The 21,986-nt window shown below is 71.7% G+C and carries 14 protein-coding genes; 8 read left to right on the top strand and 6 right to left on the bottom strand.

Translation table 11 applies throughout. The features are described from left to right. Positions 1 to 62: 62 nt before the first annotated feature. Positions 63 to 689 carry a TetR/AcrR family transcriptional regulator gene (locus tag ACFYU0_RS34110; protein ID WP_389306227.1) on the bottom strand — a complete coding sequence of 209 codons (627 nt, stop codon included), beginning with the start codon at positions 687 to 689 and terminating at the stop codon, positions 63 to 65. Positions 690 to 890: 201 nt separating this feature from the next. On the opposite strand from ACFYU0_RS34110, the gene ACFYU0_RS34105 reads away from it, so the two are divergent. The 4 genes from ACFYU0_RS34105 (at position 891) to ACFYU0_RS34090 (ending at position 6,661) form a co-directional block, all read left to right on the top strand. Continuing rightward, entirely contained in the window at positions 891 to 1,799 is a 909-nt protein-coding gene (locus ACFYU0_RS34105) for an ABC transporter permease (protein WP_351665359.1), read from the top strand. Beyond that, on the top strand, positions 1,792 to 2,652 hold the full coding sequence (locus tag ACFYU0_RS34100; RefSeq protein ID WP_389306225.1) for an ABC transporter ATP-binding protein: 861 nt from the start codon (positions 1,792 to 1,794) through the stop codon (positions 2,650 to 2,652). The genes ACFYU0_RS34105 and ACFYU0_RS34100 overlap by 8 nt, the downstream gene beginning before the upstream one ends. Positions 2,653 to 2,804: 152 nt before the next feature. Beyond that, positions 2,805 to 5,000, top strand: a complete 2,196-nt coding sequence (locus tag ACFYU0_RS34095) for a CDP-glycerol glycerophosphotransferase family protein (protein ID WP_389306223.1) — start codon at positions 2,805 to 2,807, stop codon at positions 4,998 to 5,000. After that, positions 4,997 to 6,661, top strand: coding sequence for a glycosyltransferase family 2 protein (locus tag ACFYU0_RS34090; RefSeq protein WP_389306221.1), 1,665 nt, complete (start codon positions 4,997 to 4,999; stop codon positions 6,659 to 6,661). The genes ACFYU0_RS34095 and ACFYU0_RS34090 overlap by 4 nt, the downstream gene beginning before the upstream one ends. 410 nt (positions 6,662 to 7,071) lie before the next feature. Here ACFYU0_RS34090 and ACFYU0_RS34085 read toward each other — a convergent pair whose 3' ends face one another. Together ACFYU0_RS34085 and ACFYU0_RS34080 are read right to left on the bottom strand one after the other, a co-directional pair. Further along, positions 7,072 to 8,568 carry a hypothetical protein gene (locus ACFYU0_RS34085; RefSeq protein ID WP_389306311.1) on the bottom strand — a complete coding sequence of 499 codons (1,497 nt, stop codon included), beginning with the start codon at positions 8,566 to 8,568 and terminating at the stop codon, positions 7,072 to 7,074. Between the two features lie 175 nt (positions 8,569 to 8,743). Beyond that, entirely contained in the window at positions 8,744 to 13,693 is a 4,950-nt protein-coding gene (locus ACFYU0_RS34080; protein ID WP_389306219.1) for an NAD-glutamate dehydrogenase, read from the bottom strand. A gap of 640 nt (positions 13,694 to 14,333) precedes the next feature. On the opposite strand from ACFYU0_RS34080, the gene ACFYU0_RS34075 reads away from it, so the two are divergent. Beyond that, complete coding sequence (locus ACFYU0_RS34075) at positions 14,334 to 14,900, top strand: DJ-1/PfpI family protein (RefSeq protein ID WP_351665369.1); 567 nt, start codon at positions 14,334 to 14,336, stop codon at positions 14,898 to 14,900. Positions 14,901 to 14,940: 40 nt separating this feature from the next. Here the strand turns inward: ACFYU0_RS34075 and ACFYU0_RS34070 are convergent, their stop codons facing one another. Both ACFYU0_RS34070 and ACFYU0_RS34065 read right to left on the bottom strand, forming a co-directional pair. Beyond that, the gene (locus tag ACFYU0_RS34070) at positions 14,941 to 15,606 is read right to left on the bottom strand and encodes an HAD family hydrolase (protein ID WP_351665371.1); all 666 of its coding nucleotides are present in this window, start codon (positions 15,604 to 15,606) and stop codon (positions 14,941 to 14,943) included. 78 nt (positions 15,607 to 15,684) lie between these two features. Further along, a complete protein-coding gene (locus ACFYU0_RS34065) occupies positions 15,685 to 16,197 on the bottom strand; it encodes a DUF6912 family protein (RefSeq protein ID WP_351665373.1) in 513 nt (170 codons plus the stop codon). Positions 16,198 to 16,488: 291 nt separating this feature from the next. On the opposite strand from ACFYU0_RS34065, the gene ACFYU0_RS34060 reads away from it, so the two are divergent. Beyond that, positions 16,489 to 16,962 (top strand): Rv3235 family protein, encoded by a 474-nt coding sequence (locus tag ACFYU0_RS34060; protein WP_389306216.1) that lies wholly within the window; start codon positions 16,489 to 16,491, stop codon positions 16,960 to 16,962. 125 nt (positions 16,963 to 17,087) lie between these two features. Here the strand turns inward: ACFYU0_RS34060 and secA are convergent, their stop codons facing one another. Further along, positions 17,088 to 19,898, bottom strand: coding sequence for a preprotein translocase subunit SecA (gene secA, locus ACFYU0_RS34055; protein WP_351665377.1), 2,811 nt, complete (start codon positions 19,896 to 19,898; stop codon positions 17,088 to 17,090). Between the two features lie 252 nt (positions 19,899 to 20,150). On the opposite strand from secA, the gene ACFYU0_RS34050 reads away from it, so the two are divergent. Beyond that, the gene (locus ACFYU0_RS34050; protein WP_351665379.1) at positions 20,151 to 20,723 is read left to right on the top strand and encodes a GNAT family N-acetyltransferase; all 573 of its coding nucleotides are present in this window, start codon (positions 20,151 to 20,153) and stop codon (positions 20,721 to 20,723) included. A gap of 63 nt (positions 20,724 to 20,786) precedes the next feature. Then, positions 20,787 to 21,986, top strand: coding sequence for a winged helix-turn-helix domain-containing protein (locus tag ACFYU0_RS34045; RefSeq protein ID WP_389306213.1), 1,200 nt, complete (start codon positions 20,787 to 20,789; stop codon positions 21,984 to 21,986).

Below are 21,986 nucleotides of genomic sequence, written 5' to 3'. Positions count from 1 at the left end.
GCCGCCGGGCCCGCAGGCCTCCGGGCCCGCAGGCCTCCGGGTCCGCCGGCCTCCGGACCCGGTCACAGCGCGGTGAGGGCCGCCGCGGTGGCGCGGGCCAGGTCGTCCAGGTAGTTCTTCGGGAGCTTGGGGGAACGGATCACCACCGAGCGCCAGTAGAGGGGCCCGGAGATCAGGTCGAGGGCGAGGTCGGTGTCCACTCCGGACCGCACCTCGCCGCGCTGCTCCGCCGCGGCCACGATCCTGCTGGCCACCGAGTCCTGGCCGTCCCGCACCGCCTTCTGCAGCGCCTCGGCGATCTCCGGACTGCGGGCCGCCTCCGCCTGGAGGTCGGGGATGATCTGCGAGGCGACGGGGTGGCGCAGGGCGCGGGACGTGAAGCCGTAGAGCAGGCGGAGGTCGCCCTCCAGCGAGCCGGTGTCCGGGACCGGGAGCCCCAGCACGGCCAGCGCGGAGACCACGTCCAGCACCAGGTGCAGCTTGGAACGCCACCGGCGGTACACCGCCGTCTTGCCGACGCCGGCCCGCCGCGCGATCCCCTCGATGGACATCCTGGCGTACCCGACGGCCGCCAGCTCCTCGAAGACGGCCGCCCGGATGGCCTCGGTCACGTCCTCCCGGAGCACGGCGGCCCCCGCTGGGGCCCGGCGGCGCGGACGCTTCGGGGTCTCGTCGGCGTTCGTCGTCATACGGACCAGCATAGGGCGTTACGACGAAACGGTTGCGTTCCGACGTTCGATGGTTCTACTCTCACGTTGCGACGATACGGTCCCGTCCCGACGTAAGAGAACGTGAAGAGAAGCGTAAGGAAACGCCGGACGACGGACGGGGACCGCTCAGGCCCGGCGAACGCCGGACGCACCCCCCTCCCCCGAGCGAAAGCAGCGGATGTGAGTCAGGTCCTCCACACACCGCCCCCGACCCAGGTCCCGGCCGAGGACGACCTCGCGGCGCTGGCCGCCCGGCACGGTCTGACGGTCAGCGGCGCCCGCCCCTCCCTGCCGGCGTACGTCCGGCAGCTCTGGGCTCGCCGCCACTTCATCACCGCCTTCGCCACCGCCAAGCTCACCGCCCAGTACAGCCAGGCGAAGCTCGGCCAGGTCTGGCAGGTCATGACCCCGCTGCTGAACGCGGCGGTCTACTACTTCATCTTCGGCGTGCTGCTCGGCACCAAGCACAACGTCCCCGACTACGTGCCGTTCCTGGTCACGGGCGTGTTCATCTGGACGTTCACGCAGAGCTCGATCATGGCGGGCACCCGGGCCATCGCCGGCAACCTCGGCCTGGTCCGCGCCCTGCACTTCCCGCGCGCCGCGCTGCCGATCTCCTTCGCGCTCCAGCAGCTCCAGCAGCTGCTGTTCTCGATGGCCGCGCTGGTCGTCATCCTGCTCTGCTTCGGCGTCCCGGTCGCCGCCTCCTGGGTGCTGGCGATCCCCGCCCTGGTGCTCCAGTTCACGTTCAACGCCGGCGTGTCGATGGTCATGGCCCGCATGGGCGCCAAGACCCCCGACATCGCGCAGCTCATGCCGTTCGTGCTGCGGACCTGGATGTACGTGTCCGGCGTGATGTGGAGCATCGACAAGATCGACAAGAACGACCACCTGCCGCACATCGTCAAGCTGCTGCTGGAGCTGAACCCGGCGGCCGTCTACATCGACCTGATGCGGTTCGCGCTGATCGACAGCTTCCACACCCTGCCCCCGCACGTGTGGGCGGTCGCGACGGGCTGGGCCCTGCTCGCCGGGGTCGGCGGCTTCATCTACTTCTGGAAGGCTGAGGAGACCTACGGCCGTGGCTGAGCAGACCGGGACCACCAGCGAGCAGATCCCCACCGTCGTCGCCGACCGGGTCGACATCGTCTACCGGGTCAACGGCACCGGTGCGGGGCGCGGCACCGCCACTGCGGCCCTCAACCGCATGTTGCGGCGCCAGCAGGCCGAGAAGGCGGCGGGCGTGCGCAAGGTGCACGCCGTCAAGAAGGTGTCGTTCGTCGCCTACAAGGGTGAGGCCATCGGCCTCATCGGCACCAACGGCTCGGGCAAGTCGACGCTGCTGAAGGCGGTCGCCGGCCTGCTGCCCGTGGAGAACGGGCACATCTACACCGACGGCCAGCCCTCGCTCCTCGGCGTCAACGCGGCGCTGATGAACGACCTCACCGGCGAGCGCAACGTCCACCTCGGCGGCCTGGCCATGGGCATGTCCCGCGAGGAGGTCAAGCAGCGCTACGAGGAGATCGTCGAGTTCTCCGGGATCAACGAGAAGGGCGACTTCATCACCCTGCCGATGCGCACGTACTCCTCCGGCATGGCGGCCCGGCTGCGCTTCTCCATCGCCGCCGCCAAGGACCACGACGTCCTGCTGATCGACGAAGCCCTGGCCACCGGCGACCGCTCCTTCCAGAAGCGCTCCGAGGCCCGCATCCGCGAGCTGCGCAAGCACGCGGGCACGGTCTTCCTGGTCAGCCACAACAACAAGTCGATCCGGGACACCTGCGAGCGGGTGCTGTGGCTCGAACGCGGTGAGCTGCGCATGGACGGGGCGACGGACGACGTACTGAAGGAGTACGAGGCCTTCACCGGCGACAAGAGCGACAAGCCGGCCCGCAGGCCGGCGAAGAAGGCGGCCCCCAAGGCGCCCGCGACCACGCCGTAACGCCGAAACCCCGGCCCCGGACGCTCGTTCTCCCAGTGGGGCCGCGCTCGCGGACGCCCTTACCTCGGGCGTGGTTATCCTTTTCATACCGCTAGTGACAGTATGTTATGAAAGGTGCCCACCAGAGACGGCGAGCGCAAGGAGCCTCCGCGATGCCACACCTCAGCGTCATCGTCCACGGGCCGAACACCCAAGGACACCTGACCGAGCTGCTGGCCGCGCTGGAGACCCGCCCACTACCGGACATCGAGGTGATCGTCGCCGCCGTCGGCGACTGGGCCCGGGAGACGGCCGAGGAGCACGCCCCGGAGACGATCGTGGTGCCGCTGCCGGAGGGCACCGGCGACGGCGCGGCCCGGGCCGCGGGAGCGGCCCGGGCGTCCGGCCGCTGGCTGCACTTCGTGCACGCCAAGGACGGTCTGCCCGCCGGGGCGTCCCGGACGGTCGCCGAGCGCGCCGCGGAGCTGGACGACACGGTCGACGTGCTCCTCTTCGACCACGTCACCACCACCTGGCGGACCGCGGCGGCCCCGTCCTCCGGCGGCCGTCACCTCGCCGCCGCCGGCCGCGCCGCCCTGGCCCTGGACGACGCGGCCGACCTGCTGCGCCTCGCCCCGCTGCTCGGCACCCGCGCCCTGCGCGCCGAGTTCTGGCGGGCGCACGAGGACCTGCTCACCACCGACGACGAGCCGTACGCGGCCTACGCGGCCCTGCTGCGCGCCGGCCGCGTCGCCTGCCTGAACCAGGTGGCGTACGACGACCGCCGGCTGCGCCCCGAGAGCCTGCCGCCCCTCGCCCCCGAGGACCGGTACGCGCTCGTCGACCGCTACGAGTCCCTGCTCCCGCTCACCCGGGACCGCCGCGCGGCCCGCGCGGTGCTGTACGACCTGATGGTCCGCGACCTGCTGCGCACCTTCGCCCGGGAGGACCTGCCCGATGCGGTGGCCCGCGAGTTCTTCCGCCGGGCCTCGCTGGCCGCGGTCCGCTGGCGCCCCGAGAACCACCACCGCCCGGCCGGCCTGGAAGGCGTCCGGCACACCCTGCTGGAGGACGGCGCCTACACCAGGTACCGCGCCTTCCAGGCCGCCAACCGCACCCGGCGCGCCGCCCGGAAGGCGGTACGCGAGCGCAAGCGGCAACTGGGCGCGAAGGTCCGCGACCAGCAGTACCGCAGGGCGCTGAGCCGCCCGGTGGACCCCGGACTCGCCGTGTTCGCGGCCTACTGGGAGCGCGGGGTCGCCTGCAACCCGGCCGCGATCGCGGCCCGGCTCGGCGAACTCGCCCCGCACATCCGCCGGGTGTGGGTGGTGAGCAAGGAGAACGCGGCCCTGCTGCCCCCCGGCACCGACCACGTGATCCCCGGCACCCGCCGCTACTGGGAGACGCTGGCCACCGCCAAGTACCTGACGAACAACGTCAACTTCCCCAACGCGGTCGTCAAGCGCCCCGAGGCGGTCCACCTCCAGACCCACCACGGCACCCCGCTCAAGCGCATGGGCCTGGACCAGCGCGACCACCCGGCCGCCGCCAAGGGCCTGGACTTCGCCGCCCTGCTGGCCCGCGTCGACAAGTGGGACTACAGCGTCAGCGCCAACAGCCACTCCACCCGGATGTGGGAGCGCGCGTACCCGGCCCGCTACACCTCGCTGGACCACGGCTATCCGCGCAACGACGTCTTCTACACGAGCGGCGCCGCCGAGGTCCGCGCCGCCCGTGAGCGGCTGGGCATCGCCCCCGGCGCGAGAGCCGTCCTCTACGCCCCCACGCACCGCGACTACGAGGCCGGCTTCACCCCGAGGCTCGACCTCGCCGCGCTGGCCGACCGGCTCGGCGGTGACACGGTCCTGCTGGTGCGCGCCCACTACTTCTACGGCGGCGCGGCCTCCCCGCTCACCGGTCTGCGCCGGTCCGGCCGGATCATCGACGTCTCCTCCTACGACCCGGTCGAGGAGCTGTGCCTGGCCGCCGACGCGCTGGTCACGGACTACTCGTCGATCATGTTCGACTACGCCAACCTGGACCGGCCGATCGTGATCCACGCCGACGACTGGGAGACGTACCGCACCACCCGGGGCGTCTACTTCGACCTGATGGCCGACCACCCGGGCCAGGTCGCCCGCACCCAGGAGGAGCTGACCGAGATCCTCACGTCGGGCGCCTGGCGCGACGAGAGCGCGGCGAAGGCGCGGGCCGCCTTCCGGCGCCGGTTCTGCGAGTACGACGACGGACGCGCCGCCGAGCGGGTCGTACGACGCGTCTTCCTCGGCGAACCCGAGGAGGCGCTGCCCCCGGTGATCCCGCTGGAGAGACGCACCCCCGCCCCGAGCCCCGAGGAGGCCGGCGCATGACGCTCCCCGACGTCACGGTCACCGTCATCGTCTACAACGACGCGGCCCGCCTCCCCCGCGCGGTCGCCTCGCTGCGCGCCCAGACCCACGCCAACATCGAGATCGTCATCAGCGACGACCACTCCACCGACGACACGCCCGCCGTGGCACGGGAGCTGGCCGCGCGCGACCACCGCATCCGCTACCTCCGCCTGCCGGAGAACAGCGGCGGCTGCAGCGCACCGCGCAACCGGGCCATCGAGATCGCCCGGGCGCCGTACCTGATGTTCCTGGACAGCGACGACGAACTCCCGCCCCGCGCCGTCGAGTCGCTGCTCACCGCGCACCGCGAACGCGAGGTGGACTTCGCCATGGGCGCGGTGCGGCGGGTCCGGGTGGACAACGGGCGCCGCTCGACCTGGATGCCGCACCTGGTCGCCGAGCGCCGCACGCTGGACGGCATCGAGGCCGACCCGCGGCTGCTGTTCGAGCACCTGTCGACGAGCAAGATGTACGCGCGGGCGTTCCTTGACCGCCACGAACTCCGCTTCCCCGAGGGCATCCACTACGAGGACCAGCTCTTCTCGGCGCAGGCCTACTGCCTGGCGAAGGCGTTCACGATCATCCCGGACCCGGTGTACGTCTGGTACATCGAGCCGTTCGCCGAGCAGGCGGCGGCGTCCATCTCCAACCAGCGGCACAAGATCTCCAACGTCCGCGACCGGGTGCACGTACAGCGCCTGATCGACGACTTCCTGGTCGAGAGCGGGCACGCGGTGCTCCGCGAGGACAAGGACTTCAAGTTCCTCAAGCACGACTTCCGGATGTACGCGGGCGACCTGCCGTACCGGGAGGACGCGTGGCTCGGGGAGTTCGCGCAGGTCATGAACCCGTACCTGGACACGCTCGCGGACGGCGCCTTCGTCCGGCTGCCCCGCGCGGAGCGGGTGGTGCTCGAACTGCTGCGCGACGGGCGCCTGTCCGACGTCCGGCTGGCGGCGCGCGGCCTCGGCCACAACGTGGCCCCGCGGCACGTCACCGCCGGCCCGTCCGGCGCCGCCTACTGGGGCGACACGCTCCCCGCGACCGACCGGGGCCGCCGTGAACTGGACATCTCCGACCTGGAACTGGACACCAAGCCGTTCACCAGCGCCCAGTTCCGCCACGAGATCACCGAGCTCACCCGGGGCCCGGGCGCCTGTATCGACCTGACCATCCGCACGTTCGACCCCGGCCTGCGGCTCCCGGTGGGGCCGCAGCGCGCGAGCCTGGTGCTGAGCCCCGGCCGGCGCCGTCTGACCGTCCCGTTCCGGCTGGACCCGGTGCGGCCGGGCGTCTTCGAGGGCCGGGTCCGACTGGACCTGGCGGCGGCACCGCTGCCCGTGCAGGGCTTCGACGGAGTGCGCCACCCGCTGCTCCGCCTGTCACAGCAGGGCCTGGCCAACTCGGGCCTGCTGCTGGCCCCGCTGGACTTCCCCTCGGCGCGGGCCCGGGTCGATCACCGCGCGGGCCTCACGGCCCACGAACTCACCATCGAACCCGAGGGCCGCAACCCCGGCCGCCTGCAGATCCGCTGGAGCCCCCGCTCCCTGACGGCCCACGTGGTCCGCCCCCTGACCCGGAAACTCGCCCACCCCAAACTCCGAAACGCAGCCCGCCTGGCCGCCAGCCTCCTGAAGTAACGCCCCACAGCCACGCCCGCCCTGGCTAGCCCAAGGGCGGGCAGGCGCGCGCACAACTGCAGGCGGCGAGCCGCCCAGCCGCAGACACCGGCCGCCCCTAGCCGCGGGCACGCACGCCCACCCGACCGCAGACACCGGGCCCGCCCAACTGCGGGCACGCGCGCCCGCCCAGCCACAGGCACCAGGCCCGCCCAACGGCGGGCACGCGCGCCCGCCCAGCCACAGGGCTCCTAGCTGCGGGCAATGCGTGCCGCTAAGGACGGCACGGGTGGGCGGTGGGGGTCCCCCGCTCGAGCGAAGTCGAGAGTGGGGGAGGCACCCGGCGAGCGCGGGCAAGCGAAACGCCCCCGGCTCGCACCAACACCGTTCACCCGGAAACACCGCTCACCTCCCCCCGGCCAGCAACACCCTCACCGCACCACCTCGTACAGCACCTGCCCCCCAGGCCCCCCAGCCACCCGCCGCAACCACGGCTCCGCATCCCCCCGCCCCCCGACAACCCACCGCACCCCGTACTCCCGCAACACACCCCGCCGCACAGCCGCAGCCCCGGAGCCCCCCGAGCCCCTGGAGCCCTCGGAGAAGTACCGCCGCTCCGCAGCCTCCCGAGCCCCCGCCGACGGCAGGAACACGTCGGGATACCCAGGCGCCACCGTGTACGCCCCGTACGCCGGAATCTGCCGCGAGGCCATCGTCCGCGCCATCACCACGTCCCCGTACCTCACCCACGGCGTGATCCAGTGGTACCCGGCCCAAGGCGTCCGGTACTTCGCCGCGACGGGCCCCGGCAGCGCGTCCCGCCCCGTCACGTAGCCGACCGTCCCCACCTGCGTCCACGCCCCCACCAGCAGCGCGGCGCCCAGCAGACAGGCCCAGCCGGCCCGCACCGCCCGCCTCCCCGCCGACACGGCCTCCAGCGCGGCCGCGAGCTGGGCCGGGATCAGCGCGGCGGGCAGCGCCCGGCCCCACGAGTAGTGCCCGGTCAGCCCGCCCGCGGCGAACACCACCACGCCGAGCAGGAAGAACAGCACCAGCGGATCCCGGCGGTCCCGCCGCCACCGCGCCCCCAGGGCCGCCACCCCGAGCAGCACCAGCCCGAACCGCCCGGCCAGATGCCCGTACAGCGACCGGTGGATCGCCTCGAGGTCGGCGCCCGCGGCGAACAGCGCGAAGAAGTCGTAGTACGGCCACACCCACAGCAGCACCAGGCCGAGGGCGGCCGCGGCGCCGAGCCGGGGCCACTCGGCGCGGCCCGGCCGCGCGGCGATCACCGTGGCCAGCGCCCCGAGGGAGGCCACGACCCCGGTGAACTGGTGGCACAGCAGGATCAGCGCCCAGAGCGCGCCCAGGCCCAGCCACCCGCCCCAGCCGGCCCCGGCGCGCAGCGCCCGGGTGAGCCACGCCCAGAAGTGGAACGAGAGCCCGAGGGCCAGGACGCTGGGGTACGCCACCGTCAGCGCGAGGGAGTTGAGGCCGAGGAAACCGCTCCAGTTGAACAGCAGCGGGCCCCACAGCAGGACCAGGCTCAGAAACGCCAGGGCGGGCGCCGCGCGGTGGGCGCTGAGGGTGCGGACGTAGCGCCACACGCCTGTGGCCAGCAGCCCCAGCCCCACGAGCGCGCCGACCCGCAGCACGTGGAACACCGGCAGCCCGGTCACCCGGGCGAGACAGCCCAGCAGGAGCATCCAGGGCGAGTAGTACGGGCTCGTCGTGTCGGCGTCGACCAGCGGGTTGCCCGGGTGCAGCAGGCTGTGCCGCAGGCGCTGCACGGTCGCCGCGTGCATGCCGAGATCGCCCGCCCAGGGCAGGCGGACGATCACCAGGAGCATCAGGACCAGCACGAGCGCCGCGGCGACCGAGGGCAGTGCCCGCCCGGCCCGGGCGGCGCCGGGCGGGCAGGGGCGCATCCCGCGCGACCACTGCCGGGCGGTTCTCGGTGAGGTCGCTGTCACAGGCCAGACCCTATCGGAAATGTCCTGAAAGCCCGGAATCGGACTATTCGCCCCAATGGGCAGGGACGAAGGCGCCCCGGGCCTGGGCCGGCCCGGGGCGCCTTCCACAGCCGTACGGCTGACGCCGTGGCTACGAGTGCGAGCGCAGCAGCGTCCGCATGGTCCGCATCGCCACCGACAGGTTGGCGAGGTCGAACTCGTCGGAACCGCGGATCTCCACCAGGGTGGTGCGCGCACGGGAGAGCAGCGCGGCGTTCTTCTGCTCCCACAGGTCGAAGCGCTGCTCCGGCGTGGAGGTGCCGTTGCCGACGGCCAGGACGTCGGCGGTCAGCGCGGCGTGTGCGGCGTACAGGTCCTCGCGGATCGCCGCGCGGGCCATGGACTGCCAGCGGTCGTTGCGCGGCAGCTCGATGATGCGGTCCATGAGCTGGGTGATGCCGAGCCGGTCGGCGAGGTCGTAGTACACCTCGGCGACGTCCAGCGGCTCCTTGCCCATGCGGTCGGCCACCGAGACGATGTCGAGCGCCGGGAAGGCGGAGGAGAACCCGGCCACGCGGGTGGCCAGCTCGTCCGGGACCCCGGCGGCGGACAGCTCGTCGAAGACGTGCTGGTACCACTCCTGGTCCGCGCCGCGCACCAGCTTCGGCAGCTGCTGCCAGACCTGCTCGACCCGCTCGGCGAAGAACTCCACCGTCTCGGCGAGCTGCAGCGGCTGCGGCCGGTTGTTGAGCAGCCAGCGGGTGCCGCGCTCGACCAGACGGCGCGAGTGCAGCCGGATGCGGGTCTGGACGGCCGCCTCGACCTTGTTGTCCAGCTCCTCCACCGCGTCCCACACCGGCGCCGAGCAGAAGATCGCGCGGGCCGCGGTCTGGGCGCGGACGATCTCCTCCAGCGAGGCTCCGGTCTCCTCGCGCAGCCGGTGCAGGTACGTCGTACCGCCCGTGTTGACCGTGTCGTTGACCAGCACGGTCGTGGTGATCTCGCGGTGCAGCGGGTGGCTTTCGATGCCCTCGGGGAACCGCTCGCGCAGCGCCGCCGGGAAGTAGGCGTGCAGCAGGGTGCGCAGGTACGGGTCGTCCGGCAGCGAGGTGTGCAGCAGCTCCTCGGCGACCGTGATCTTCGTGTACGCCAGCAGCACGGCCGTCTCCGGGCCGGTCAGGCCCTGGCCCTGGGTGAGGCGCTCACGGATCTGGCGGTCGGTGGGCAGGAACTCCAGCGCCCGGTCGAGGTGGCCCTCGCGGACCATGTGGCGGATGAACCGCTGCTGTGCGTGCAGCATGTCCTTGGACTGGGCGAGCGCGTTGGCGATCGCCGTGTTCTGCGCGTAGTTGTTGCGCAGCACCAGGCTGCCGACCTCGTCGGTCATCTCGGCGAGCAGCTTGTTGCGCTGCTTGACGGTCATGTCTCCGTCCGTGACCAGCCCGTTGAGCAGGATCTTGATGTTCACCTCGTGGTCGGAGGTGTCCACGCCGGCGCTGTTGTCGATCGCGTCGGTGTTGATCCGGCCGCCGTGCAGCGCGAACTCGATGCGGCCGAGCTGGGTCAGGCCCAGGTTGCCGCCCTCGCCGACGACCTTGACCCGCAGGTCGCTGCCGTCGACGCGGATGGCGTCGTTGGCCTTGTCGCCGACGTCGGCGTTCGACTCGGCCGACGACTTCACGTACGTGCCGATGCCGCCGTTCCACAGCAGGTCCACCGGGCTGTGCAGGATGGCCTTCATCAGGTCGGCCGGCGTCATCTTGGAGACCTTCTCCTCGATGCCCAGGGCCTGGCGGATGTGCGCGTTGAGCGTGATCGCCTTCGCGGTGCGCGGGAAGATCCCGCCGCCCGCCGACAGCAGCGCGGTGTCGTAGTCGGCCCAGCTCGAGCGGGGCAGCTCGAACAGGCGCCGGCGCTCGGCGTAGGAGGTGGCCGCGTCCGGGTTCGGGTCGATGAAGATGTGCCGGTGGTCGAAGGCGGCGACCAGGCGGATGTGCTCGGAGAGCAGCATGCCGTTGCCGAAGACGTCACCGGACATGTCGCCGATGCCGACGACCGTGAAGTCCTCGCTCTGCGTGTCCACGCCCAGCTCGCGGAAGTGCCGCTTCACGGACTCCCAGGCGCCGCGCGCGGTGATGCCCATGCCCTTGTGGTCGTAACCGGCCGAGCCGCCGGAGGCGAAGGCGTCGCCGAGCCAGAAGTGGTACTTCTCGGCGACCTCGTTGGCGATGTCCGAGAAGGTCGCCGTGCCCTTGTCGGCCGCGACCACCAGGTAGGTGTCGTCGCCGTCGTGCCGTACGACGTCGCGCGGCGGGACGACCTCGCCGGCCACCATGTTGTCGGTGATGTCGAGCAGCGCCGAGATGAACGTCTTGTAGCTCGCGATGCCCTCGGCCAGCCACGCGTCCCGGTCCACGCTCGGGTCCGGGAGCTGCTTGGCGACGAAGCCGCCCTTGGCGCCGACCGGCACGATGACGGTGTTCTTCACCATCTGCGCCTTGACCAGGCCGAGGATCTCGGTGCGGAAGTCCTCACGGCGGTCGGACCAGCGCAGGCCGCCTCGGGCGACCTTGCCGAAGCGCAGGTGCACGCCCTCCACCCGCGGCGAGTACACCCAGATCTCGTACGCCGGGCGCGGCGCGGGCAGGTCGGGGATGGCCTGCGGGTCGAACTTCATGGAGACGTAGTCGTGCGGCTCGCCGCTCTGCGCCTCCTGGAAGAAGTTCGTGCGCAGCGTGGCCTTGATGACGGTCAGGAAGGAGCGCAGGATGCGGTCCTCGTCGAGGCTCGCCACCTGGTCCAGCGCCGCGTCCAGCTCCTCCAGCAGGGCGTCGGTGATCTCCGAGCCGGCCTTCTGCCGGTCCGGCGACATCCGCGCCTCGAACAGGGAGACGAGCAGCCGGGTGGTGTGGACGTTGTCGCGGAGGGTGTCCTCCATGTAGTCCTGGCTGAAGGTGGAGCCGGCCTGCCGCAGGTACTTGGCGTACGCGCGCAGCACCATGGCCTGCCGCCAGGTCAGCCCGGCGCTCAGCACGAGGGCGTTGAAGCCGTCGTTCTCCGCCTTGCCGGTCCAGGTGGCGGCGAAGGCCTCCTGGACGCGCTCACGGGCGTCGTCGCCGAAGTGGTCGGTGCCGGCCGGCGACTTGGGCATGCGCAGGCCGAAGTCGTAGATCCAGGCGGTGGTGCGGTCCGCGCAGCGCAGCTCGTACGGGCGCTCGTCCACGACCTCCACGCCGAGCCGCTGCAGCACCGGCAGGACCGCGGACAGGGAGACCGAGTCGCCCCTGCGGTAGATCTTGAAGCGGCGCTCGTCGGGGGCGGCGCCGACCGGCTCGTACAGGCTGAGGGAGAAGTTGTGGCCCTTCTCCTCGCTGAGCCGCTCGAGGTGGACCAGGTCGGCGACGGCCGCGCGCGGGCTGTGGTCGGCCTTGTAGCCCTCGGTGAAGGCGTTGTTGTAGCGGCGCAGCAGCTCGGCGGCGCGCTCCTCGCCCAGCTCGGCGTTGAGCGCCTCGGCGAACGCGTCGGCCCAGGAGCGGGCGGCCTCCACCAGCCGCGCCTCGATGCGCTCCTTGTCCGCGTCCGAGAGCTGGGGCAGCTCGGTGCCCGCCGGGACCCGGACGACGAAGTGCAGCCGGGACAGGATCGACTCGGTGTTCCAGGCGGTGAAGTCGACGCTGATGCCGCCGAGCTCCTCCTTCAGGATGTCGATGATCCGCAGCCGGACGCCGGTGGTGTAGCGGTCGCGCGGGAGGTAGACGAGGGCCGAGTAGTAGCGGCCGTACTCGTCCTGCCGCAGGTACAGCCGCAGCCGGCGGCGCTCCTGCAGGTACAGCACGCTCGTCGCGATGGCCTGCAGCTCGGCGACCGGGGTCTGGAACAGCTCGTCGCGCGGGTAGGTCTCCAGGATCTGGAGCAGGTCGCGGCCGTCGTGGCTCTCCGGCGAGAAGCCGGCCCGCTGCAGGACCTCGTCGACCTTGCGCCGGATGACCGGGACCCGGCGGACCGACTCGGTGTAGGCGGCGGAGGAGAACAGGCCGAGGAAGCGGCGCTCGCCGACGACGTTGCCGTCCGCGTCGAACTTCTTGACGCCGATGTAGTCCAGGTACGACGGCCGGTGCACGGTGGCGCGGCTGTTGGCCTTGGTCAGGACGAGCAGCTTGTGCTCGCGGGCCTTGGCGCGGGCGTCGGCGGGCAGCCGCTCGAAGGAGGGGCTGACGGGGTGCTGGTCGTCCGCTGAGTGGTGCGGGTCCGCGCGCAGTATGCCCAGACCGGTGCCGGGCACGGCGGCCAGGCAGTCGTCGCCGCGCAGCTCGTACTCGCGGAAGCCGAGGAACGTGAAGTGGTCGGAGGAGAGCCAGCGCAGCAGCTCGCGGGCCTCCTCGGCCTCGGCGGCGGGCAGGTCGCCCGGCAGCGGCTCGCTCTCCAGGCCGTCGGCGATGCGGGCGGCCGCGTCGCGCATCTTCTCCCAGTCCTCGACGGCCTCCCGGACGTCGGACAGGACGCGCAGCAGGTCGGCGGTGATCTGCTTCAGGTCGGAGCGGTCGGTCTCCCGGTCGATCTCGACGTGGATCCAGGACTCGATGTGCGCGTCGTGCGGGAGGTCGCCGGTGGGCGAGGTCGGCAGGACCTCGATCAGCTTGCCGGTGACGTCGCGCCGGACGACGAACTGCGGGTGGATGACGACGTGGATGCCGCGGCCCTGCCGGGTCAGCTCGTTGGTGACCGAGTCGACGAGGAAGGGCATGTCGTCGGTGACGACCTCCACGACGGTGTGGCTGCAGGTCCAGCCGTTCTCTTCCACGGTCGGGGTGTGCACCCGGACGTTGGCGGTGCCCTGCGGCCGGTTCTCGGCGAGCCGGTAGTGCGAGACCGCGGCGCCGAAGACGTCGACCGGGTCGCGGTCCGACAGGTCTTCCGGGGCGGTGTGCAGGTAGTAGCGCTGGAGGAACGCGTGCCCGGCCTCGCTGTCGGGGATGCCGGCCGCGCCCTCGCCCGTCGCCGTCGTCCCGGTCGGTAGGTGCCCCCCGACCGGGCTGTTCTCAGCTACCCGGGCCGCCCGTTCGAGCAGCTCGGCCTTGGCTTCGTCCAGCTTGGTCTGCATTGTCCTCTGGCTCCTGTCGCGCGCCGTTGCGTGACGTAGAAGGAAATACGGTCTCTTTCCCTCCGGCTCGACGCCACGGCCCGGGGTGTCCGGTCCGATCCGACGCTATGCCGCGAGGTGAGAAGAGCGGGGGGTATTCGGCCATTTTCGACACGCCCGCCGGGTGTGACGCCGCTCTCGGCGCCGCCGGCTCGTGGGCCGTGCTCGGCATCCCGGGGGCTTCGGCGCCCCCGGCCCGCCCGCGAAGACCAGCGACCGCCGCCCGGTCACGGAGGTGCTCCGTGCAACCCGGGCGCGGGGCAGGGGCAACGTCGCCCCCGCGAGCTATCGCGCTGATCACGCCACAAGGCTATCGCTCCTTACCCGGGGGTCGTCATGAGCCGTATGTGTACAAAACCGGGGGGTGAAGTTTGACGTTCTGCACAGGGGTGGGCCGGGGACAGGTGACGTATCCGGCGGCCGGGCGTGGCGCCGCGCCGGCGCGGGACCGGCGGGCCGGGCGCACCGGGTCGCGTCGCGGTCCGGCGGGCCGCACCCTGAAAGCGACGGGCCCTCTTGGCAAGCGCGCCGGGTACGGGCACCTTGCCCAGGACAGCGCCCGTCCCCGCGCAGGGGGGCCGTGCCCGCCCAGGAGGCCGACATGCCCGCGAAGATCCTCATCATCACCGGCGACGCAGCGGAGTCCCTCGAGGTCCTCTACCCCTACCAGCGTCTGCGCGAGGAAGGCTACGACGTCCACGTCGCGGCCCCGACCCGCAAGACGCTCCGCTTCGTCGTCCACGACTTCGAGCCCGGCTTCGACACCTACACCGAGAAACCCGGCTACACCTGGCCCGCCGACCTCGCCTTCGCCGAGGTCGACCCCGGTGAGTACGCGGCCCTCGTCATCCCCGGCGGCCGCGCTCCCGAGTATCTGCGCAACGATCCCGAGCTGCGCAAGATCCTCAAGGCGTTCTTCGACGCGGACAAGCCGGTCGCGCAGATCTGCCACGGCCCGCTGCTCACCGCCGCCGTCGACAGCCTCAGCGGCCGCAGGGTCACCGCCTATCCCGCACTGGAACTCGACATGCAGGCCGCCGGGGCCCACTTCGAGGACGCCGAGACGGTGGTCGACGGCACCCTGGTCTCGGCCCGCGCCTGGCCGGACCACCCGGCCTGGATGCGGGAGTTCATCACGGTGCTGCGGTCCAAGGCCCCGGTGACGTGACGACCGTCCCGTCGTAGCGCGGGGGCGCCGCCGGCTCCGCTCACGCCGCTATTCGCTGCGCCTCCGCGACCGCCTCGGCCAGCGTGTCCACCACCGGGACCCCGGCCTCCTCGAGGCTGGCCCTGCTGTGCGACCCGCCGGTGTACAGCACCGCCCGCGCCCCCACGTGCCGTGCGGCCACCGCGTCGTCCGCCGCGTCGCCGATCACCACGGTCCGCGTGGCCCGCACCCCGGTCAGCGCCTCCAGGTGCCGCACCATGTGCTCGGCCTTGCTGCCTCCGGACGGCCCCGTGCGCCCGTCCACCCGCAGGAAGTGCGCCTCGATGCCGAGGCCGCGCACCAGCGGCACCAGCTCCTCGTGGCCGTACATGCTCAGCAGCGACTGGCTGTTCCCCTCGGACCGCCAGCCGGCGAGGAGCTCGGCCGCCCCCTCGGTGAGACCGCACCGCACCCGGTGCTCCGTGTAGTACCGGTGGAAGACGCCGTCCATCAGCTCCCACTCGGCGTCCGTGGGCAACCGCCCGAGCAGCCGCTCGTAGAACCGCGGCACCGGTACGCAGTACAGCGCCCGGTACTGCTCAAGCGTGATCGGCGCCAGCCCCAGCTCGGCGAAGGCCGCGTTCGTCGCCCCGATGATCGCGTCATTGTCGTGGAAGAGGGTTCCGTTCCAGTCCCAGACGATGTGCGCGCCTGCGTGCATCCCCATGTCCAAGACCGTACCCGCACCCACTGACAATGAGGACCCACCGGCCATGAAGGACGGTCCGGGTACGGGCAGCCTTTCTCAGGCCCGGTCCACCAGGTTGGGGATCTCCTGGGTGGCGTACCAGAGCAGCTCGTGGTCCTCGGCCCCGTCCACGACGAACTGCGCGTCGTCGTCCCCGCCGTCGGCCGCCTCCAGCGCCGCCGCGGCGGCCGTCACGTCCTCCTCCGCGTCACCGGCGTCGACGTGCACCGCGGCCGCCTTGGCGAGCGGCACCGCGCCGCTCACCGTCACCTCGCCGAGCGAGGCCTGGTCGAGCGCACGGTCCGGGTCCGCCGAGACCGCGCCGTCGGCCACGTCGACCGCGACCACGACCCGGCGCCGCGCGGCACCGGAGTCCCGCGCCAGCAGTCGCAGCGAGGCCAGCGCGGCCCGGCTGAGCGCCGCGTACTCCAGCTCCTCGATGTCGTCCGAGACGTACCACTCGCGCAGCCCGGGCGTGACGCCGTACGCGACGAAGGGGCCGCTCCCCAGCTCACCGGTCTTGTGCGCCTCGGCGAGACCGGGGAGGGTCAGGGGGACGTAGACGCGCATGGCTGGCCGCACTTTCCTGGTCGTCCGACGGGCCTTCAGGATACGTGCGCCCGTCCCCTTTCGAGTCCCCGCCCACACCCCCGGCGGCGTCCACCCGGCGCCTCGCACCTCACCCGGTGGCACCGCCCGTCCACCGGCTTCCCAGGGGTCCGCATCACCCGGATAAGTGAACCTGCGCGGCCCTCGCCACGCCCCCGGCGTTCCTTGCGATGCCGGCCTCCGCCCCCGTACAAGATCCCCACCAGCGAGTTACCGCCCGGTACGTTCCGGGCCCGCAGAACGGGGACACCCATGAACAAGGTCATGAGCCGCGGCACCGCTCAGCCCCGGCCACGCCACCGCCCCCCGACCCGGCACGACTCCCGTCGCCCGGGCGGCGCGCCGCCCCGCAACCCGGTCCGCGGCCGGGCCGCCACAGCGCCCGTGACGGCCGTGGCGCAACCACGCCCCACCGACGTCTTCGCCGACCGCCTGCTGGCCGTTCTCAGCGGCCAGCGGCCCGTCCACTGGATGCTCCGGCACACCGTGGGACGCGCCTACGACGAGCTCGCCCGGCTGGCCGAACGGGGACCGCTGCGCACCCGCGGCACCCGTCCCGTCGTCCGCGACATCGGCTACTACGTCCCCCGCGCCGGCGCCCTGGAGGTCTTCGCCCGCATCGCCGCCGGCGACCACCTGCGCGCCATGGCCTTCCGCCTGGAACAGGGCCCGGACCACCGCTGGCGCTGCACAGCAGTGGAACTCGGCCCCAGGCCCCGCGCCTAGCCCCCGAGCCGCGTAGCTGCGGGCATGCGTGCCGCACCCCGCAGGCGCGCCACAAAGAACAAGGGGCCAGGCTCCCGAAAGGAACCTGGCCCCAAGTCATTCAGCTGAAGCCCCGCAGGGACCCCCTACTTCTTACGACGCCGCCCGCCCTTGGCCTGCCGACGCCGCTCCGCCCGCGTAAGACCGTCCGACTCGGAGCGAACCGGCTCGTCGTCCTCGAGGTCCCGCTCCAGGATGCCGCCCTCACCGTCCACGGTCGGCGCGGAGAAGTGCAGCTCCCGCCGCTGCGGCACGTCCAGCCCCTTGGCCCGGATCTCCGGACGCGCGCCCGCCTGAGCCGGCACGTGGTCCTGGACACCCTCGGCGACCGGCGCGGCCTCCTCGACCGGCACCTCCTCGACCTGCTGCTCGACCTGGACCTCCAGGTTGAACAGGTAGCCGACGGACTCCTCCTTGATGCCCTCCATCATGGCGGTGAACATGTCGAAGCCCTCGCGCTGGTACTCGACCAGCGGGTCCTTCTGCGCCATCGCGCGCAGGCCGATGCCCTCCTGGAGGTAGTCCATCTCGTAGAGGTGCTCGCGCCACTTGCGGTCCAGGACCGACAGCACGACCCGCCGCTCCAGCTCACGCATGATCTCGGAGCCGAGCTGCGTCTCACGGGAGGCGTACTGCTCGTGGATGTCGTCCTTGATGGACTCGGAGATGAACTCGGCGGTCAGACCGGCCCGGTCACCGGCCGCGTCCTCCAGCTCCTCGACGGTGATCTTCACCGGGTAGAGCTGCTTGAAGGCGCCCCACAGCCGGTCCAGGTCCCAGTCCTCGGGGAAGCCCTCGGCGGTCTCCGCGCCGACGTACGCGTCGATCGTGTCGTCCATGAAGTGCTGAATCTGCTCCTGCAGATCCTCGCCCTCCAGGACGCGGCGGCGCTCGCCGTAGATGACCTCGCGCTGCCGGTTGAGCACCTCGTCGTACTTCAGGACGTTCTTACGGGTCTCGAAGTTCTGCTGCTCGACCTGCGACTGCGCGGACGCGATCGCCCGCGTGACCATCTTGTTCTCGATCGGCACGTCGTCCGGCACGTTCGCCATCGACATCACGCGCTCGACCATCTGGGCCTTGAACAGGCGCATCAGGTCGTCGCCGAGGGAGAGGTAGAAGCGGGACTCGCCGGGGTCGCCCTGACGGCCGGAACGACCGCGCAGCTGGTTGTCGATACGGCGCGACTCGTGCCGCTCCGTGCCCAGCACGTACAGCCCGCCGAGCTCCTCGACCTCTTCCTTCTCGGCCCGGACCGCCTGCTCGGCCTTCTCCAGGGCGGCGGGCAGCGCGTGCGCCCACTCCTCGATGTGCTCCTCGGGGTCGAGTCCGCGCTGCCGCAGCTCCGCCTCGGCGAGGTCCTCGGGGTTGCCGCCGAGCTTGATGTCGGTACCACGGCCGGCCATGTTGGTGGCCACCGTCACGGCGCCCCTGCGGCCGGCCTGCGCGACGATCGACGCCTCACGCTCGTGGTGCTTGGCGTTCAGCACCTCGTGCTGGATGCCGCGCTTGCTGAGCTGCTGGGACAGGTACTCCGACTTCTCGACGGACGTCGTGCCGACGAGGATCGGCTGGCCCTTCTCGTGCTTCTCGGCGATGTCGTCGACGACCGCCTCGAACTTGGCCACCTCGGTGCGGTAGATCAGGTCGGACTGGTCCTTGCGGACCATCGGCTTGTTGGTCGGGATCGGGACGACGCCGAGCTTGTAGATCTGGTGGAACTCGGCGGCCTCGGTCATCGCCGTACCGGTCATGCCGGAGAGCTTGTTGTAGAGGCGGAAGAAGTTCTGCAGGGTGATCGTGGCGAGCGTCTGGTTCTCGTCCTTGATGTCCACCCCTTCCTTCGCCTCGATCGCCTGGTGCATGCCCTCGTTGTAGCGGCGGCCGGCGAGGATACGGCCGGTGTGCTCGTCGACGATCATGACCTCGCCGTCGATGACGACGTAGTCCTTGTCCTTCTTGAACAGTTCCTTGGCCTTGATGGCGTTGTTCAGGTAGCCCACGAGCGGGGTGTTCACCGACTCGTAGAGGTTGTCGATGCCCAGCCAGTCCTCGACCTTGCTGACACCGGACTCGTGGATGGCGACCGTGCGCTTCTTCTCGTCGACGTCGTAGTCGCCGGTCTCCTCCATGCCCTTGAGCGGGTTGCCGGCCTCGCCGCGCTTGAGGCGGAGGACGAGCTTGGCGAAGTCGCCGTACCACTTGGTGGCCTGATCGGCCGGGCCGGAGATGATCAGCGGCGTACGGGCCTCGTCGACGAGGATGGAGTCGACCTCGTCGACGATGGCGAAGTTGTGGCCGCGCTGGACGAGCTCGTCCTGGGACCACGCCATGTTGTCGCGCAGGTAGTCGAAGCCGAACTCGTTGTTCGTGCCGTAGGTGATGTCGCACGCGTACTGCTCGCGACGCTGGGCCGGCGTCATGTTGGCGAGGATGCAGCCGACCTCGAGGCCGAGGAACTTGTGGACGCGACCCATCATCTCGGAGTCGCGCTCGGCCAGGTAGTCGTTGACGGTGATGAGGTGCACGCCGTCGCCGGACAGGGCGTTCAGGTAGGCGGGCAGCGTGCCGACGAGGGTCTTGCCCTCACCGGTCTTCATCTCCGCCACGTAGCCGAGGTGGAGCGCGGCGCCGCCCATCAGCTGCACGTCGTAGTGCCGCTGGCCGAGGACGCGCTTGGCCGCCTCGCGGACGGTGGCGAACGCCTCCGGGAGGAGGTCGTCCAGGCTCTCACCATCGGCGTACCGCTGCTTGTACTCCTCGGTGAGGCCACGCAGCTCGGCGTCGGAGAGGTCGACGAAGTCCTCTTCGATGGAGTTGACCTGGTCCGCGATGCGGTGCAGCTTGCGCAGGATCTTGCCTTCGCCTGCACGCATGATCTTCGAGAGGACGGACACGGGGGCTGGTCTCCTTGCCGGTCGGGCCTGGGACGGTCGGGTTTCCTTCTGACGTACTGAGCAACGGCCATCGTATGCGAGGACCCGGCTGCGCCGGGAGGCCTGGCGGCGCGACTGCTGCTTCACCATGGACAACGGGCGGCCATCACGGATAGTGCCGCACCGCGTCAGAGATTTGCGCGAAATGTGACCGTCCGCTCACGCACGGCCGAACAGCTGGCGCGTCGGGTGCCGTCCGCCCAGAATCGGCCGATGGAACCCGTCACGCTCACCACCGACCGTCTCCTGCTGCGCACTGTCGGTCCCGACGACACCGAGGCGGTGTACCGGGCCGCCCAGGATCCGGACATGCAGCGCTGGATCTCCCAGTTCCCGTCGCCCTATCTGCGTGAGCACGCCGAGGGTTTCACCGGCCGGATGGTGCCCGACGGCTGGGCCTGCGACTCGATGTACACCTTCGGCCTCTTCCTTCCCGGCGGGGAGCTGGCGGGGATGCTGGCCATCACGATGCGCGCGCTGGGCGTCGGCGAGGTCGGCTTCTGGGCCGTCCGGGAGCACCGCGGCCGCGGATACGTCACGGAGGCCACGCTCGCCGCAGCCCGCTGGGCCTTCACCGCTCTGTGCGTCGACCGCCTGGAGTGGCGCGCGGAGGTCGGCAACGCGGCCTCGCGCGCGGTGGCCGAGCGCGCCGGTTTCACCGTCGAGGGCACCCTGCGCTCGGGCGTCAACAACAAGGGGGTCCGGCGCGACTGCTGGGTGGGGTCCCTGCTCCCCTCGGACCTGGGCCTGCCGTCGACGGCTCCCTACCTGCCCGCGCGCGGCTGACCGCACCCCGGCGAAACCGCAGCTCGCGCCCCGTTGTCAGTGGCGGCCTCTATCGTCCGCAGCATGACGACCCTGCCGCGCCCCACCACCACCCTCACCGCGGACGACGCCCGCCGCATCGCCCTGCGGGCCCAGGGCTTCCTCGGCGCGCCCGACCGGCGGGCCGGAGTCCGGGGCGTGCTCCGCCGTCTCGGCGCGGTCCAGCTCGACACCATCTCGGTGCTCGCCCGTTCCCACGAGCTGATCCCGTACGCGCGCCTGGGCGCGGTCGGCCGCGGGACCGTCGAGACCGCCTACTGGAAGACATCCGCGGCGGGCGAGGCCGCGGCCCCCCACGCCTTCGAGTACTGGTCGCACGCCGCGTGCATCCTCCCGGTCGAGGAGTGGCCGCACTTCGCGTTCCGCCGGCGCGCCTACCGCAACCGCCCGCACTGGAACCACCAGTTGCCCGACGGGGTGTACGACCAGGTCGTCAAGCAGCTGCGCGCGGAGGGCCCGCTCACGGCCACGGACCTGGGCGGCGCGAAGCGGACGAGCGACTGGTGGGACTGGTCCGGCACCAAGGTCGCGGTCGAACGCGCCCTGATGTACGGCGAGGTGGTGTGTGTGGAGCGCCGCGGCTGGAAGCGGGTCTACGACCTGGCCGAACGGGCGATCCCGGCCGCGTTGTTGCACGACGAGCTGGACGACGCCGAGTGCGTGCGCCGTCTGGTCCGGCTGGCCGGTGAGGCCCTGGGCGTCGGCACGCGCGCGGACATCGCCGACTACCACCGTCTCAAGGGCGAGCAGGTCGACGCGGTGATCGCCGACTCGGGTCTGGTGCCGGTCGAGGTGGCGGGCTGGTCCAAGCCGGCCTGGGCGGATCCGGCCGCTCTCGCCGCGCCGCCGCGCGGCCGGCACCGCACCACCCTGCTCTCCCCGTTCGACTCGCTGATCTGGGAGCGGGCGCGCACGGAGCGGATCTTCGGCTTCACCCACCGGCTCGAGGCCTACGTACCCAAGCCGAAGCGGATCCACGGCTACTTCGCGATGCCGGTGCTGGCGGGCGGCTGGCTGGTCGGCCGCGTCGACCCGGCCCGTGAGGGCCGCACGCTGGTGGCCCGGCAGGTCACGCTGGACGGGGCGAAGGCGGTCCCGGCGGTGGCCGAGGCACTGGTCGAGGCGGCGAGCTGGGTGGACTGCACGGACGTCCGGGTGGAGCGCGTGGAGGCGCCCGAGCTGCGCGAGCCCCTCAGCCGGGAGCTCGCCGTTCTGCTCGGCTGA

The sequence above is a fragment of the Streptomyces sp. NPDC003720 genome (assembly GCF_042875075.1).
GTDB lineage: Bacteria > Actinomycetota > Actinomycetes > Streptomycetales > Streptomycetaceae > Streptomyces.
The sequence above is the reverse complement of the archived record's forward strand: the minus strand, read 5'-3'. Positions and strand labels throughout refer to the sequence as shown.